The organism is Microbacterium sp. UFMG61, from assembly GCF_015354505.1.
Taxonomy (GTDB): domain Bacteria; phylum Actinomycetota; class Actinomycetes; order Actinomycetales; family Microbacteriaceae; genus Microbacterium.
In genome coordinates, this window is the sequence record NZ_JACAFP010000001.1 from 337270 (window position 1) to 351933 (window position 14664).

Consider the following 14664-nt stretch of genomic DNA (forward strand, 5'->3'; position numbering starts at 1 on the left):
ACGCCTGCTCGCCGAGTCGGCCCGTACCAGAGAAGGAAACCCTGTGACCAAGGCACGCATCTCCATCGACCGTGAGGCGGTCGTCGCGACGATCGACCGACGCATCTTCGGCTCGTTCGTCGAGCACCTCGGCCGCTGCGTCTATGACGGCATCTACGAGCCCGGGCATCCGACCGCCAACGAAGACGGGTTCCGGCTCGATGTCGTCGACCTCGTACGCGAACTGGGCTCGACCACGATCCGCTATCCCGGCGGCAACTTCGTCTCCGGCTTCCGCTGGGAGGACTCGGTGGGACCGCGGGATCAGCGACCGGTGCGCCGTGATCTCGCCTGGCACTCGATCGAGACGAACCAGGTCGGCGTCGACGAGTTCTCCCGCTGGCTCGCCCTGACCGGTTCCGAGCTGATGATGGCGGTGAACCTGGGCACCCGCGGCATCGAGGCCGCCCTCGACCTGCTCGAATACTGCAACCACCCCTCGGGCACGGCGCTCAGCGACCAGCGCATCGCGAACGGCACCGTCGAGCCGCATGACATCCGCATGTGGTGTCTCGGCAACGAGATGGACGGTCCCTGGCAGACCGGCTACATGACGGCCGATGACTACGGCAAGATCGCCGCCCGCACCGCGCAGGCCATGAAGGCGGCCGACAAGGATCTCGAGCTCGTCGTGTGCGGGTCGTCGGGGTCGTCGATGCCGACGTTCGGCGACTGGGAGCGCACGGTGCTCGAGCACGCCTACGAGCACGTCGACTTCATCTCGTGCCACGCGTACTACCAGGAGCGGGGCGGCGACCTCGCGTCGTACCTCGCCTCGTCGCTCGACATGCAGTACTTCATCGAGACCGTGGTCTCCACCGCCGATCACGTGGGCAACAAGCTCAAGTCGTCGAAGAAGATCAAGCTCTCGTTCGACGAGTGGAACATCTGGTACCTCGATGAGCATCAGGCATCCGATGAGGTCAACGACGAGTGGCGGGTCGCACCGCGTCAGCTCGAGGACGTGTACTCGGTGGCGGACGCCGTGGTGCTCGGCAACCTCCTCATCACCCTGCTGAAGAACCACGACCGTGTGGCGTCCGCCTCGCTCGCGCAGCTCGTCAACGTCATCGCCCCGATCATGACCGAGCCGGGCGGCGCCGCCTGGCGTCAGACCACGTTCTTCCCGTTCTCGGTGACGTCGAGGCTCGCGAAGGGCGAGATCGTGAAGCCGCGGATCGACGTGCCCACCTACGAGACGGCCGTGCACGGAGCCGCACCGCTCATCGACTCGGTGGTGACGACCGACGGCACCGACTCTGCAGTGTTCCTCGTGAACCGTAGCCAGACCGACGCGATCGAGGTGAGCATCGCGGTCTCCGAGCTCGGTGCCACGCGCATCGTCGAGGCGGTCGCCGTGTGGGACGACGACGTGTACGCCAAGAACACGCTCGCCGATCAGGAGCGTGTGGGGCTGAAGAGCCTCGACGGCGCGGTGCTCGCCGACGGCGTGCTCACCGTCACCCTGCCGCCGGTCTCGTGGTCGGCGCTCGCCCTCGGCTGACCGGCATGATCCGCCTCGCACGCCTGGCCGGCGCCGCCGCAGTCTTCACCCTCGCGGCGGCGCTGGCCGGCTGCGCGTCTCCGCCGGAGGCTGTGGCCCCGGCGGAGACGCCGTCGGGCGACGTGTTCGTGCACGACCCGGCATATGTGCGCGATGGGGACGAGGCATTCGTCTATTCGACGGGCAACGGGCAGATCGGCGACGGCTCCGTGCAGATCCGGCGGTCCGATGACGGGATCGCGTGGGAGTACGTCGGCGAGGTGTGGTCCGAGAAGCCGGCGTGGCTGACAGAAGCAGTGCCGGGGGTCGACAACCTGTGGGCGCCCGAGCTCTACGAACACGACGGCACGTGGTACCTCTACTACTCGGCATCCACCTTCGGCTCGAGCACCTCGGTGATCGCGCTCGCGACCAACACGACGCTCGACCCCGACGATCCCGAGTACGAATGGGTCGACCGCGGCGAGGTCATCGCCTCGGCCGGAACGGACTTCAACGCGATCGATCCCGGCATCGTCGAAGACGAGGACGGCGTGCCCTGGATGTCGTTCGGGTCGTTCTCGTCGGGCATCCGCATGGTGCAGCTGTCGTGGCCGAGCGGCCTGCGCGCCGATGAGGAGGAGCCGCTGCGTCTCGCCGACCGCGGGCTGATCGAGAACGCGATCGAGGCCCCGTACATCGTGGCGCACGACGGAGCCTTCTATCTGTTCGCCTCCCGTGGCTTCTGCTGCCGCGGGGTCGACAGCACCTACGAGATCATCGTGGGCAGGTCGACATCGGTCGGCGGTCCGTATCTGGATGCCGAGGGCGGCGCGCTGCTCGATGACGGAGGCACCGTCGTGCTCACCACAGACGGCGAGCGGATCGGCCCGGGCGGGCAGTCGGTCTCGGCCGACACCCTCGCGTTCCACTATTACGACGGCCGTGCGGACGGGGTCGCGACCCTCGGACTGCTGCCGATCACGTGGGCCGACGGGTGGCCTCGCGTCGAGTGGCCGGCTGACGGCTCATCGGAGTGACCGCGTCGCTCGGGGGGAGCGGTCGGGAGCTGACACGACGAAGCCCGGTATCGATCGATGCCGGGCTTCGTCGCGTTCAGGGGGTGGGGGCGCTCAGGCCAGCTCGATCACCGACCACGACAGCGGGGGGAGCGTCGCGCGCACCGCACCGTCGACGACCTCGGCCGCAGCGAGCGGCACCATGTGCACGGCATCCTGCGTCGTCTCGAGGTTCGACGTGTGGCGGTCGCCGCCCTCGGGGATCGTCAGAGTCTCGGCGTTGACGACGCGCAGGCCCGATATGCCGCGGAGGTCGACGGTCAGGTCGCTCTCCTCGTCGAGCGAGCGGTTCGCGACGAAGACGACGACGCGTCCGGTCTCCTCGTCCCAGGTCGCCGCGGCGTCGATGGCGTCGACCCCGCCGTAGCGCTTCGTCTCGATCTGCGGCGCCGACACCGCGAGGCGCAGGATGCGGCCCTTCGCCAGGCGCGCCATGCGCTCGAAGGGCCAGAAGCTGGTCTGGCGCCAGGCCGGACCGTTCTCCTCCGAGCGGATCGGCGCGATCACGTTCACGAGCTGCGCCTGGTTCGCGATCTTCACGCGGTCGCCGTGACGCAGCAGGCTGTTGAGCAGCGTGCCCACGACCACGGCATCCGTCACGTTGTACGTGTCCTCGATCACACGCGGATGCTGCTTCCACCCGGCCTTCGCGATCTCGACCGACTCGACGTCGTTGAACTTCCGCTGATCCCACACGTTCCACTCGTCGAACGAGATGTCGACCTGCTTGGTGTGCTTGCCGGCCGCCTTCACGGCGTCGATGGTCGCGATGACGCCGTCGATGAAGGCATCCATGTCGACCGACTCCGCGAGGAACGACTCGGCGTCGCCGTCGTGCTCCTGGTAGTACGCGTGCATCGAGACGAAGTCGACCTCGTCGTAGGCGTGCGTGAGGACGGTGTGCTCCCACGTGCCGAACGTCGGCATCGAGCGGGCCGACGAACCGACCGCGACGAGCTCGATCGTCGGGTCGACCAGCTTCATGGCCTTGGCCGACTCCTGGGCGAGGCGGCCGTACTCGGTCGCCGTCTTGCCGCCGATCTGCCACGGTCCGTCGAGCTCGTTGCCCAGGCACCACAGCTTGATGTCGAACGGCTTCTCGGCACCGTTCTTGCGACGAAGGTCTGACCAGTAGGTGCCGCTGGGGTGGTTCGCGTACTCGACGAGAGACCGCGCTTCCTCGACGCCGCGGGTACCGAGGTTGATGGCCTCCATGACCTCGACGTCGGCCTCCTTGGCCCAGTCCATGAACTCGTGCAGACCGAACGCGTTGGTCTCGATCGTGTGCCAGGCGCCGTCGATGCGCACGGGGCGGTCCTCGACCGGGCCGACCCCGTCTTCCCAGCGGTAGCCCGAGACGAAGTTGCCCCCGGGGTAGCGGACCACGGTCGGACCCATCTCCTTCACCAGGGCGAGCACGTCCTGACGGAAGCCGCGCTCGTCGGCCTGCGGGTGCCCCGGTTCGTAGATTCCGGTGTACACGCAGCGCCCCATGTGCTCGACGAACGATCCGAAGAGCCTCCGGGGGACGTCGGCGATGGTGAAGTCGCGGTCGATGGTGATGCGGGCCTGAGACATTGCTCTCCTAGGTTCTGGCTCTCGAGCCGGGTGGGGGACTACTGGCCGCCGAAGCCGCTGGTCGCGACGCCCTTGACGATCTGCTTCTGGAAGATGATGAAGACGATGATGAGCGGCAGTGCGGCGAGCACCGCCTGCGCCATCACCTGGGCGTACTGCACGCCGTAGGCGCTGATCACGGTCTGGAGGCCGACCGGCAGCGTCATCAGCGTGGTGTCGTTGATGACGAGGAACGGCCAGAGGAAGTTGTTCCACGCGCCGATGAACACGAAGATCGCGACGGATGCCAGGATCGGCCGCGAGAGCGGCAGGACGATCGACCAGAAGATGCGCAGGCGGCTGGCGCCGTCGACGCGGGCGGCGTCTTCGAGCTCGATCGGGATCGCGTCGAAGAAGCGCTTCAGGATGAACACCATCGCGGGGGCGACGACCTGCGGCAGGATCAGGCCCCAGTAGGTGTCGATCATGTTGAACGCGAGCATCTGGTAGAAGAGCGGGATGATCAGCACCTGTGGCGGCACGACGATCGAGGCGATGACCGCGACGAACAACCACTTGCGGCCGGTGAAATCGAGGCGCGAGAACGCGTAGGCGGCCAGGGCCGAGATCGCGAGGGTGATCAGGGTCACCGCGACCGAGGTCCACAGACTGTTGAACGCCCAGATGTAGACGTTGCCCTGCGACAGGATCGCCGTGAACGCCTCGATCGTCGGGCCGGAGGCGCCGATCCACGAGGGGTCGCCGCTCGCGGCATCCGTCTCGGTCTTGAAGGCCGTGGCGACCGCCCACAGGAACGGGAGCAGCCAGCCGATCGCGAGCACGATGAGCACCACGAGTGCGCTGATGCGCAATGCGCCGAACGGCTTCTGACCGGGGAGGTGCGAGCGGCGGGCGCGCGGGGGCTTGGCGGCGGAGGTGGTGATGGTTTCGGTGAGGGTGGCGGAGGACATCACAGCTGCTCCTTCCGGCGGCGCGAGATCAGAGCCTGCGCGACGCCGATGATGACGATGAGAGCGAAGAACACATAGGAGATCGCGGCCGAGTAGCCGAATCGGTAGCTGACGAAGCCCGCCTCGTAGATGTACTGGACGATCGAGCGGGTGGTGTCGCTCGCGACGCCGCCGAGCATCTGATACGCCTGATCGAACAGCTTGAGCGAGGCCAGGATCTGCAGGATCAGGATCAGCACGGTCGCCGGTCCCAGCTGGGGGAGCGTGATCGACCAGAACTGCCGCCACGGCCCTGCGCCGTCGAGGGATGCCGCTTCATACTGCTGCGGCGGGATGTTCTGCATCGCCGCGAGGTACAGCAGGAAGTTGAACCCGACCGTCCACCAGACGGTGGCGATCACGATCGACAGCATGTTGGTGTCGGGGTTCTGCAGCCAGGCCAGCGGCTCGAGACCGAACGCCTTCAGGATGTTGTTCGCGGCGCCGATCTGCGGGTTGAAGATCCAGACCCAGATCTGCGAGATCACGGTCGAGGCCAGCAGATACGGCATGAAGAACGACAGGCGCCACAGCCACTGGCCGGGAATGCCGCGGTCGACGAGGGCCGCCATGAGCAGTGCGACCACGACGAGCGGGACGGTCGAGAGCAGCGTGAACCACACGGTGTTGCCCATCGACTGCCACATCTTGGGGTCGGTGAGCGCCTCGGCGTAGTTCGCGAAGCCGATGAACGATCCGCCGGCGCCGGTGAGCGACTGGTCGGTGAAGCTGAGGATGATGCCGTGCACGATCGGCCAGACGAGGAACAGCGCGAACGCGATCAGGAACGGCGCGAGGAATGCCCAACTGATGAGCTGCTCACGGTTGCGGGACGAGCCGGGGCGCCGGGTGGGCGAGGCCGACTTCGAGCCGGTGACGATGGTGCGGGTGGAATCCGTCGCGAGGGTCATGATGCGAACGCTCCCTCGGGGTCGGCCGGGTTCGGCTGTCGGAGCAGTGTGTTGACGCGGGCCTCGAAGCGGTCGATCGCGGCGGCGGGGTCATCGCCCGAGAGCAGCACGCCCTGCACGGCGGCGCCGAACTCGCCCTGGAAGTTCGATCCGCTGCCCGTGAACCACGCGGTGGGGTCGTAGACCACGTGCTGCGCGGCCTCGGCGTAGTGGGCCTGCGGGATCAGGTCGGCGTACTCGGGAGACTCGGTGACGGGCAGGAAGGCGGGGATATGACCCGCCTCGGCCCAGCCGAACGAGCCCTTCAGCATGTCGGCGACGAACCGGTAGGTGAGGTCGCGCTTCTTCTCGTCGGCCCTGGTCTGGTGCGGCAGCACGAACGAGTGCGAGTCCGCGTAGACGGCCGGGGTGCCGTAGAGGGTCGGGATCATGGTCGCGTCGAACGGGATCTTCGCGCCCTGCATCGTGCGCAGCTCCCAGACGCCCGTGAACAGCATGCCGCTCTTGCCACCCGCGAACTCGGCCACGGCGCTGCCGTAGTCGGCCTGGGCGAGCGCGATCTCGCCGTCGAGCAGGGTGCGCATGAGCGTGAGCGACTCGACCGCGGCATCCTTGTCGATCACGGCCTTGCCGCCGGCGGGCAGCTCCATCGCGGCGCCGTGCTGCGAGTAGAAGGTGTAGAAGAGACGCCACATCTGAGCGCCGTCGCCGAGGTAGCCGTACGAGAGGGCGTGGCCCTCGGCCTTGCCGCCGATCGTGCGCAGCTGGTCGACGAACTCGTCGGGCGACGACGTCTCCTGCAGACGCCCGTCACTGTCGAGCACGCCCGCCGCATCGCAGATGTCGGTGTTGAACATCGCCACGAACGGGTGGGCGTCGAGCGCGATGCTGTACATGTTCTCGCCGACGAAGCCCTTCTCCCAGATCGGCTTCGGGAAGGTCGTGCTGTCGACGCCGAGGTCGGCCAGACGATCGAGGTCCCACGGATCGAGCAGGCCGCCGGGGGCCCAGCCGACCGTGCGGGTGGCATGCATGATCGCGACGTCGGGGGCGCGGCCGCCGGCGCCCGCCATGGCGAGCTTCGTGTAGTACGGCGTGCCCCAGGCGAGCACGGTGGGACGGATGCGGTACGCATTCTGAGAGCTGTTCGCGGTGTCGAGCAGCTGCGACATGGTCACGCCGTCTCCGCCCGAGAGCAGATGCCAGAACTGCAGGGTCGTGGTGTTCGCGCCGTTCGCGCCGGGGACGGTGCCGGGGGCGCAGCCGGCGAGCAGAGCTGCGGCGGCCGTGACGGAGGCGGCAGTGAGGAACTGCCGCCGAGACAGATCGAGCGGGGGTGTCATCGTCACTCCTTTGTGACTGCGGGCGGGGTTGGCTCCATCATTACATCGATGTAATCCCGTCGGCAAGTACTTCCCGGACTTTCGAATCGCTCACTTTGCAGGTTTCAGCGGCCCGAATCTGCACAGTGAGCGATTCGAAAGGAGGGTGCGGGCGCTACGGACGGTAGCCGCGCGGGGTGCCGTTCGTGCTGTCGCGCTCAAGCAGATGATGCGACAGGGTGAGCGAACGCGGTGGGGCGGCGCGGTCATCCATCCGGGACTCGAGCAGGCCGAGCGCGGCATCCGCGAACGCACGACGGTCGAACGCGACCGTCGAGAGCGACGGCGAGGTGTATCGCGAGAACTCCACGTCGTCGAAGCCGGTGACGATCACGTCATCAGGCACGCTGACACCGTGATCGTGCAGAGCGTGCAGGGCCCCGAGAGCAAGCGTGTCAGTCAGGGCCACGATGGCATCGAACGCGACATTCCGGCGGAACAGGGTTTCGACCCCGGTGGCTCCGCCGGTCATCGACCACGGCATCGGGTTGATCTCGAGCGCGGGATCCCGCGGGATGCCGGCTTCGCGCAGCGCGTCGTGCACGCCCTCGAGGCGGAGTCTGCTCGTCGCCGTCGCCACCGAGGAATCGTCGTCCGCACCGATCACGGCGATGCGCGTCGCGCCGCGCGACAGCACGTGCCGAGTGGCATCGGCCGCCGCGCGCCGGCTGTCGATGCGCACGTGATCGGCCCTGTTCTGCTCGACCTCGCCGATCACCACCAGCGGCGGCAGCCGATCGGCGAACTCGAGCACGCTGTCCTCGAGGCGGATCGGGTTCAGGATGAGACCGTCGACCAGGTGAGCGCGTGCCCGGGAGACGAGCTCCCTCTCGCGCTCCGGGTCGGTCGCGGTCTCCTCGATCTGCACCGCGAGGCCGCGCTCGTGCGCGGTCTCGACGATGCGGTGCAACAGCTCGGCCGAGAACGCGGTGGCGAGGTCGGGCAGGGCGACGGCGATGATTCCCGAGCGCCCTTTGCGGAGTCCGCGGGCGTTGAGGTTCGGCACGAAGTCGAGCTGCGTCATCGCGGCCTCGACCCTGACGCGGGTCTCCTCGCGCACGGACACGGTTCCGGTGACGACGTTCGACACTGTCTTGATCGAGACACCTGCCAGTGCCGCCACGTCTTTCATGGTCGCTCGTGGCGGCGGCGTCGCTGTCATGCGGTCAGCCTAGTGCGGTCTGTCGAGCCGGTCGGGTACATCGTTGTAACCCCAGGGCGCGTGGCTATCATGGCGCCATGACGATCGAACGCAACTGGGCAGGCAACCTCACCTACCGAGCATCCGGAGTGGAGCACCCCGCGTCGGTCGAAGAGCTGCAGGCGCTGCTCGCGAGGGGTGGGCGGGTGCGGATGCTCGGATCGCGGCACTGCTTCAACGACATCGCCGACACCGACGGACTGCTGGTCGCTCTCGATCGGATGCCGAGGGTCTTCGAGGTGAACGAGGCCCGCGACGCGGTGCGCGTATCGGGAGGCATGCGCTACGGCGACATCGCCCCTCTGCTCGATGCGGAAGGGCTCGCGCTCGCGAACCTCGCGTCGCTGCCGCACATCTCGATCGCCGGAGCGGTGGCAACAGGCACGCACGGCTCGGGTGACGGGATCGGTTCACTGGCCAGCGCCGTGCGGGCGCTCACGATCGTCACCCCCTCGGGCGACGTGCGGGCGCTGCAGCGCGGTGACGACGACTTCGACGGCGCCGTCGTGAGTCTCGGCGCGCTCGGCGCGGTCGTCGACGTGACCCTCGACGTCGAACCGACGTACGAGGTCGCGCAGCACGTGTTCGAGCATCCGTCGTGGGATGCGATCCTCGCCGACTTCGACGAGGTGACCAGCATCGGCACCAGCGTCAGCATCTTCTCGCGCTGGGAGCGCACCGACGTCGCCGACCAGATCTGGGTCAAGCAGCGCCAGCCCGAGGCGCGCGAGATCGCCCGCGCCGACCTCTTCTCCCGCATCGACGGCGAGGCGGCGACTGCGGAGCGGCATCCGATCATCGGTGTCGACCCGGTGGCGTGCACCGAGCAGCTCGGGGTTCCCGGTCCGTGGTTCGAGCGGCTCCCGCACTTCAAGCTCGAGTTCACGCCGTCGGCCGGCGCCGAGATCCAGACCGAGTACCTCGTGCCGCGCGCCGATGCGGTCGCCGCGATCCAGGCGGTGCGCACGCTCGCCGGCCAGATCGCGCCGCTGCTGCTCGTGAACGAGATCCGCACGGTCGCGCCCGACTACCTCTGGCTGAGCTCGTCGCAGGGCACGGATGCCGTCGGCATCCACTTCACCTGGAAGCCCGACGAGGCGGCCGTGCGCGCGTTCCTGCCCACGCTCGAGGCGGCGCTGCCCGAGACCGCCCGCCCGCACTGGGGCAAGGTGTTCACTCTCGACGGCGCCGAGCTGCGCTCGCGCTATGCGCGGTGGGATGAGTTCGCCGCCCTCGCGCGGCGGTTCGACCCCGAGCGTCGGCTCGTGAACCCGTATCTCGAGCGCCTGGGGCTGTAAGTCCGTCCGGATCCCGGTCGGCTCCGGGCTGCGTCGGTTGGTTCAATGCCGGTATGTAGCATCGGGACGGTGAGTGTCTTCGTATGAGGACACTAGTCTGAGGAGCACCGTGATTCCGGGGGGAACAGTGCGCCAAGAGGTTCACGTGGATCATGACGGTATGCAGGGCATAGCCGCGATGCTGAACGGCCTGAACATCGGTGGGCAGGAGAGTGGCTTCGATCTCTCGTCGATGAGGAGCGATCTCGTGACCTCGGCCGCCTCGATGTTCTCGCGCGGCTGGGGAGATGCGCTCGTCGCGCTCGCATGGGATGCGCGCAGTCTCGCCGGTTCCGTCGACGAGACGGTCGCCGACTTCGTCGCTGCCGAACAGGCGCACCTCGATGCGCTCACCGGCTTCGTCGCTGCGCTGGACGAATGATGCCTTCCCAGTGGACGCGGGCGGATCCCGGGGCGGGCGATACCGGAGCATGCACGGCCGCCGCTCGATGGGCTGAGCTGCAGGTCTCCGATCTTTCCGACGCGCAGGCCGCGGTGACGACGATCCTGCGTGATCTCGATGCCTCGTGGACCGGCGAGAGTGCCGACGCCTTTCGCGGGCGTGCGGCCCGGCTGCGACGCGACCTCGAGGACTCCGTCGAGGCGATGGATGCTGCGCGCAAGGGTGTCGTGGAGTACGGCGACGCTGTGGCCGAGATCGCGGCAAGGGCTGAGATGGTGAAGCAGGACATCGCCGCGGCGCAACTGATCCTCGACATGGGGCGAGAAGGACAGATCTTCGACAACGACGCCGCGGGTCTGGAGCACGCGTACCAGGCGGAGCGGCAGGCCACGATCGATGCGAGAACAGCGACCGACGCACTCGCTGAGCTCGCCAGGGACAGGGCGAACGCGGATCAGACTCTCGCGAGTCTGCTGGCTCGCGTGGCATCCGAGGCCTGGGACGGGTTGCGCTGCGTCGCCGAGAGTCAGGAGGGCTCGCGCCGTGATCGTGCGAACGAGCGAGTGATCGAGATGCTCGCCCGGTTCTGGAAGGGCGACCTCGGGCGGGGGATGGTCCTCGACTCCGACGATCCCTTCGTGTCGACCTTGATGCGGAGCGAACACATCGAGAGAGTGCGAGAGCGCGTACTGGATGATCTGCGAAGTGGAAGGTTGGACACCGTCGGGATCTATGACCGCTCCATCAGCAACAATCCATCGGTGCTCATCAACGATGGCGTGAACGTCGCAACCAGCACGATGTCCGGCCCCGTTGCAGATTTTCACCTGAGCAGCCAGAATCTTCCGGAGTCGTTCCTCGGGTCGTACTCGCTCCAGGTGTTCGCGGGTGACCCCAGCGTCGATGGAAGCGTCGAGGTGACCTACGTGATCAATAACGACACGACCATCGATTCCGCGACACGCATCCCGGGAACCGGAGGTGGCCATCTTCCGATCGTCTACCCTTCGATGATCGCCGCGGAAGCCGACAGCGGCGAATGGGCATCGCAGCACCAGACGATCGCGTGGACGGAGACGGTCTTTCCATGAGTGAGCTCGTGCATCGAAAGAGGGGCGTCGCCGTGGCGGTCGGAGGCATCGTCGTGGCACTGTTTCTCGCAGGCTGCGCGCCACAGATCTCATCTCCGATCGGCACATGGCGCGCAGTGGGCGAGGACACCGGCACGCTCACGGTGAACGAAGATGGCTCCTTCGCCCTGAGTGGCGCCTCCTTCAACCCTATTGACGACCGGGACGCAGACGGCGACTTCTCTGGCTACGGCACTTGGGATGCTTACCCCGACCGGCCGGAGATCGTCTTGCGCTTCTCCGAGGCTTCGCAGGGCGATCGCGGCGTGCAGCCTTCCTCGCCCTCCGCGGATTTCAGATCCGGAGTCATGCGCTTCACCGATCCGGACGAGACGGTCGGCATCGAGTTCCGTATCGAGGATCCAGCCGGGTGATGACCGACACGGCTGTCGTCGTCGTCACTCTGTCGGGATCCAGGCGAGCGAGGTCGAGGTCGAGGGATCGCGGAGCGCCCAGTCGTGGTGCGGAACGAGGACACGATCCGTTGCACCACCCCGGTTGTTCTCGGTAACATTCTCCGAGGCCCGGCCGACGGAGGTGCGCATGGCGAACGTCGGCTCCGACAAGCCCAACATCCGGCAGGTCGCGACCATCGCGGGCGTCTCGCACATGACGGTGTCGCGTGTTCTCAACGATCACCCGAACATCAAGCCCGACACGAAGCGCCGCGTCCTCGAGGCGATCGAGGAGCTCGACTACCGCCCGAATCTCGTCGCCAGGGCGCTCGCCACCCAGCGCACCCGGCGCATCGGCGTGATCGTCGAGAGCGCGGTCGCGCACGGCCCGACCAGCATCCTGCGGGCCGTCGAGCTGTCGGCGCGCGCCACCGGATACTCGGTCACGCCGATCGCTCTGCACGAGGGCGACGCGCTGTCTCCCCAGGAGGCGGTCGACCATCTCGTGACGCAGGGAGTCGACGCGCTGTGCGTGATCGCGCCCCGCTCGTCGTCCGTGGCTGCTCTGCGGCGCATCGCGATCGCGGTGCCCATGCTCGTCGTCAAGGCCGACGCCGACCCGACCTTCCTCACGGTCTCGATCGATCAGCACGCCGGCACGACGTCGGTGGTCGACCACCTCGTCGCGCTCGGGCACCGCGACATCCTGCACCTCTCCGGCCCGCTCGACTGGCTCGACGCGCGTGCGAGGGAGCGTGCCTTCCACACGAGGGCCAAGTCGTGGGGCATCCGCGAACGGCCGATCGTCGTCGGAGACTGGTCGGCCGACTTCGCCTACGACTTCGCGAAGGGCCTCACCCGGCTGCCGGACTACACGGCGATCTTCGCCGCGAACGACGACATGGCCATGGGCCTGATCCACGGGCTGCACGACAGGGGCTTCGAGGTGCCGAGGGACCTCAGTGTGGTCGGGTTCGACGACATCCCGCTCGCGAGGCACTTCATCCCTCCACTCACGACGGTGCGCCAGGACTTCGGAGCGCTGGGCATCGCGGTGGTCGAGATGCTGCGCGCGGCCATCGAGGGTCGCGACATCCCCGCGCTCACCCGGATCCCGACTGAGCTCGTCGCCCGAGGTTCGTCGGCCGCCCCCAGGGAGGTGCGATGACATCCGACTGTGGTCCCGAACCGGTGGTGCGGCTCGAGGGCATCACGGTCGAGTTCCCCGGCGTGCGCGCCCTCGACGGCGTCGACTTCCGCCTGTTCCCCGGCGAGGTGCACGCGGTGATGGGCGAGAACGCCGCGGGCAAGTCGACCCTCGTCGCCGTGATCACCGGCACGCTTTCGCCTGACGAGGGCGTGGTGTGCGTCGACGGCGAGCCGCGTCGCTTCTCGGGAGTCGCCGACAGTCGAGCGGCCGGCATCGCCACGGTGTTCCAGGAGGCGCAGCTGAGCCCCAATCTCAGCGTGGCCGAGAATGTGATGCTCGGGCGGGAGCGCCGGGGCCGATTCGGAATCGACTGGCGCAGGACCAGGGCGGATGCCGCCGAGGCGCTGGCCAGACTGGGACTCGACGATCTCGACCCGAAGACGCCGCTGTCGATGCTGACTCCGGCGCAGAAGCAGCTGGTCGCTCTCGCTCGTGCGGTCGTCGACGACCCGAGGGTGCTCATCCTCGACGAACCCACATCGAGCCTCGACGTCGCCGAGGTCGCCACTCTGATGCGGGTCATCCGGGGTCTGCGGCAACGCGGCGTCGCGATCCTGTTCATCTCGCACTTCCTCGAGCAGGCGTTCGCGATCAGCGACCGCATGACGGTGCTGCGCGGCGGGCGACGGGTGGGCGAATACGCGACGCGCGACCTCGACCGAGCCGACCTGATCTCGAAGATGCTCGGCAAGGACATCGACAGCCTGAGGGCCCTCGGCTCGGAGCGCAAGGCTCATCACTACGCGTACGACGGAGAGCCGGCCATGCAGGCGTCCGGTGTCGGTAGACGCGGCGAGCTGGAGCGGATGGACGTCGAGATCCAGCGGGGTGAGATCGTGGGGCTCGCGGGACTCCGGGGGTCCGGCCGCACCGAGCTCGCCTCGTTGCTCAGCGGTTCGGTGCGCACCGACAGCGGGGAGCTCTGGGTCGACGGCGAACGGGTGCACCTGCGGAGTCCTTCGGCGGCACTTCGGCATCGCATCGCGCTGTCGGCCGAGAACCGGGGAACGCAGGGCATCATCGGCGAGCTCACGGCCCGAGAGAACATCATCCTCTCGCTGCAGGCGCTGCGCGGGTGGACGCGTCCCCTGTCGCACGCCGAGTCGAGAGGGCTGGTGGAGACGTACGTCGAGGCGCTCCATCTCGACCCTGCTGATCTCGACCGTCCGGTCGGACTCCTGTCCGGCGGCACGCAACAGAAAGTGCTCCTCGCTCGCGCGCTGGCAGTGCGCCCGCATGTGTTGATCCTCGACGAGCCCACCCGGGGGATCGACATCGCGGCGAAGGTCGATGTGCAGCGCCGCATCAGTCAGCTCGCAGGAGACGGGGTGGCGGTCGTGTTCATCTCGTCCGAGCTCGAAGAGGTGGTGCGGCTGAGCGATCGCATCATCGTCCTGAAGGACCGCGAGAAGATCGGCGAGCTCAGCAACGGTCCGGGTGTGACCGTCGACACGGTGGTCGAGATGATCGCCGCCGAGCTGAGTCACAGCGCGGAACTGTGATCGGTAACAACTTCTCTTCGCGCTG

13 protein-coding genes are annotated in these 14664 nt (G+C 67.7%); 8 read left to right on the forward strand and 5 right to left on the reverse strand.

Annotated elements, in window-relative coordinates:
- The first annotated feature begins 43 nt into the window (after positions 1-43).
- Positions 44-1543 carry an alpha-N-arabinofuranosidase gene (locus tag IXW21_RS01675; RefSeq protein WP_194762509.1) on the forward strand — a complete coding sequence of 500 codons (1500 nt, stop codon included), beginning with the start codon at positions 44-46 and terminating at the stop codon, positions 1541-1543.
- A gap of 5 nt (positions 1544-1548) precedes the next feature.
- Positions 1549-2562 carry an arabinan endo-1,5-alpha-L-arabinosidase gene (locus IXW21_RS01680; RefSeq protein WP_194762510.1) on the forward strand — a complete coding sequence of 338 codons (1014 nt, stop codon included), beginning with the start codon at positions 1549-1551 and terminating at the stop codon, positions 2560-2562.
- Between the two features lie 93 nt (positions 2563-2655).
- Here the strand turns inward: IXW21_RS01680 and IXW21_RS01685 are convergent, their stop codons facing one another.
- From IXW21_RS01685 to IXW21_RS01705, 5 genes are all read right to left on the reverse strand, one after another.
- Positions 2656-4179, reverse strand: a complete 1524-nt coding sequence (locus IXW21_RS01685) for an alpha-N-arabinofuranosidase (protein ID WP_194762511.1) — start codon at positions 4177-4179, stop codon at positions 2656-2658.
- A gap of 38 nt (positions 4180-4217) precedes the next feature.
- A complete protein-coding gene (locus IXW21_RS01690; RefSeq protein ID WP_194762512.1) occupies positions 4218-5129 on the reverse strand; it encodes a carbohydrate ABC transporter permease in 912 nt (303 codons plus the stop codon).
- Positions 5129-6079 (reverse strand): carbohydrate ABC transporter permease, encoded by a 951-nt coding sequence (locus IXW21_RS01695; RefSeq protein ID WP_194762513.1) that lies wholly within the window; start codon positions 6077-6079, stop codon positions 5129-5131. The genes IXW21_RS01690 and IXW21_RS01695 overlap by 1 nt, the downstream gene beginning before the upstream one ends.
- Positions 6076-7422, reverse strand: a complete 1347-nt coding sequence (locus tag IXW21_RS01700) for an extracellular solute-binding protein (RefSeq protein ID WP_194762514.1) — start codon at positions 7420-7422, stop codon at positions 6076-6078. The genes IXW21_RS01695 and IXW21_RS01700 overlap by 4 nt, the downstream gene beginning before the upstream one ends.
- Before the next feature lie 154 nt (positions 7423-7576).
- The gene (locus IXW21_RS01705) at positions 7577-8623 is read right to left on the reverse strand and encodes a LacI family DNA-binding transcriptional regulator (RefSeq protein WP_194762515.1); all 1047 of its coding nucleotides are present in this window, start codon (positions 8621-8623) and stop codon (positions 7577-7579) included.
- Positions 8624-8700: 77 nt separating this feature from the next.
- On the opposite strand from IXW21_RS01705, the gene IXW21_RS01710 reads away from it, so the two are divergent.
- The 6 genes from IXW21_RS01710 to IXW21_RS01735 all read left to right on the forward strand — a co-directional run bounded on the left by IXW21_RS01710 (position 8701) and on the right by IXW21_RS01735 (position 14639).
- Positions 8701-9960 (forward strand): FAD-binding protein, encoded by a 1260-nt coding sequence (locus IXW21_RS01710; RefSeq protein ID WP_194762516.1) that lies wholly within the window; start codon positions 8701-8703, stop codon positions 9958-9960.
- A 160-nt stretch (positions 9961-10120) separates the two neighbouring features.
- Entirely contained in the window at positions 10121-10381 is a 261-nt protein-coding gene (locus tag IXW21_RS01715; protein WP_194762517.1) for a hypothetical protein, read from the forward strand.
- Complete coding sequence (locus IXW21_RS01720) at positions 10378-11493, forward strand: hypothetical protein (protein ID WP_194762518.1); 1116 nt, start codon at positions 10378-10380, stop codon at positions 11491-11493. Before IXW21_RS01715 ends, IXW21_RS01720 begins: the two co-directional genes overlap by 4 nt.
- Positions 11490-11906, forward strand: a complete 417-nt coding sequence (locus IXW21_RS01725) for a hypothetical protein (protein WP_194762519.1) — start codon at positions 11490-11492, stop codon at positions 11904-11906. Before IXW21_RS01720 ends, IXW21_RS01725 begins: the two co-directional genes overlap by 4 nt.
- Positions 11907-12075: 169 nt before the next feature.
- Complete coding sequence (locus IXW21_RS01730) at positions 12076-13095, forward strand: LacI family DNA-binding transcriptional regulator (RefSeq protein WP_194762520.1); 1020 nt, start codon at positions 12076-12078, stop codon at positions 13093-13095.
- Entirely contained in the window at positions 13092-14639 is a 1548-nt protein-coding gene (locus IXW21_RS01735; protein WP_194762521.1) for a sugar ABC transporter ATP-binding protein, read from the forward strand. Before IXW21_RS01730 ends, IXW21_RS01735 begins: the two co-directional genes overlap by 4 nt.
- Positions 14640-14664: the final 25 nt, after the last annotated feature.

Coding starts and splice junctions, on each gene's coding strand:
- IXW21_RS01735 (WP_194762521.1), top strand. CDS start 13,092: ATGACATCCGACTGTGGTCCCGAACCGGTGGTGCGGCTCGAGGGCATC.
- IXW21_RS01720 (WP_194762518.1), top strand. CDS start 10,378: ATGATGCCTTCCCAGTGGACGCGGGCGGATCCCGGGGCGGGCGATACC.
- IXW21_RS01700 (WP_194762514.1), bottom strand. CDS start 7,422: ATGACACCCCCGCTCGATCTGTCTCGGCGGCAGTTCCTCACTGCCGCC.
- IXW21_RS01730 (WP_194762520.1), top strand. CDS start 12,076: ATGGCGAACGTCGGCTCCGACAAGCCCAACATCCGGCAGGTCGCGACC.
- IXW21_RS01725 (WP_194762519.1), top strand. CDS start 11,490: ATGAGTGAGCTCGTGCATCGAAAGAGGGGCGTCGCCGTGGCGGTCGGA.
- IXW21_RS01715 (WP_194762517.1), top strand. CDS start 10,121: ATGCAGGGCATAGCCGCGATGCTGAACGGCCTGAACATCGGTGGGCAG.
- IXW21_RS01685 (WP_194762511.1), bottom strand. CDS start 4,179: ATGTCTCAGGCCCGCATCACCATCGACCGCGACTTCACCATCGCCGAC.
- IXW21_RS01710 (WP_194762516.1), top strand. CDS start 8,701: ATGACGATCGAACGCAACTGGGCAGGCAACCTCACCTACCGAGCATCC.
- IXW21_RS01680 (WP_194762510.1), top strand. CDS start 1,549: ATGATCCGCCTCGCACGCCTGGCCGGCGCCGCCGCAGTCTTCACCCTC.
- IXW21_RS01695 (WP_194762513.1), bottom strand. CDS start 6,079: ATGACCCTCGCGACGGATTCCACCCGCACCATCGTCACCGGCTCGAAG.
- IXW21_RS01705 (WP_194762515.1), bottom strand. CDS start 8,623: ATGACAGCGACGCCGCCGCCACGAGCGACCATGAAAGACGTGGCGGCA.
- IXW21_RS01690 (WP_194762512.1), bottom strand. CDS start 5,129: ATGTCCTCCGCCACCCTCACCGAAACCATCACCACCTCCGCCGCCAAG.